Source organism: Streptococcus sp. HMSC034E12 (assembly GCF_001835915.1).
Classification (GTDB): Bacteria; Bacillota; Bacilli; order Lactobacillales; family Streptococcaceae; genus Streptococcus; species Streptococcus vaginalis.
In genome coordinates this window covers 1-418 of record NZ_KV826460.1, presented here as the reverse complement: position 1 = coordinate 418, position 418 = coordinate 1, and the positions used below count along the sequence as shown (strand labels likewise).

Annotated in this window: 2 pseudogenes; both read left to right on the top strand. The window is 41.1% G+C overall.

The window, feature by feature from the left end:
• Positions 1–191: pseudogene (locus tag HMPREF2574_RS10255) on the top strand (hypothetical protein); the annotation flags it as partial.
• A pseudogene (locus HMPREF2574_RS07840) lies at positions 184–418 on the top strand (hypothetical protein); the annotation flags it as partial. The pseudogenes HMPREF2574_RS10255 and HMPREF2574_RS07840, both read left to right, overlap by 8 nt.

Genomic DNA, 418 nt, shown 5'->3' with positions numbered 1-418 from the left:
TTGAAACATTCTTTGATGAGAGAATGGCGCCGCTGCGTTTCAAGGCTCTTATCCAAGGCGCAGGAAAAGAAATCCAAATTGACAAAATCAGACAGTTACTGACACTAACAGAAAACTGGCTGTCTGAAATGAATAAGATTGTCCCTGAAAAAGGGCGCACAATTGTAGAAGGAGAAATAGTAAATGAATAAAACAGACGCACTCATGGAAGCCGTAAAAATGCAAGGAGAGCAAGCAGTTCAGCTTGTAAACCAAAATGAAACCTTGAAGGAAATCTTAAAAGAGATGACCGGGCTAAAAGAAGAAATGGATAAAACGGCAGCGACTACCAAGCGACGACTTGGAGAAGTTGAAAACTTAGTCTCTGAAATCGACAAACGCGTGCATATTGACGACGCAGAAGCTAGCGAGATTAAAA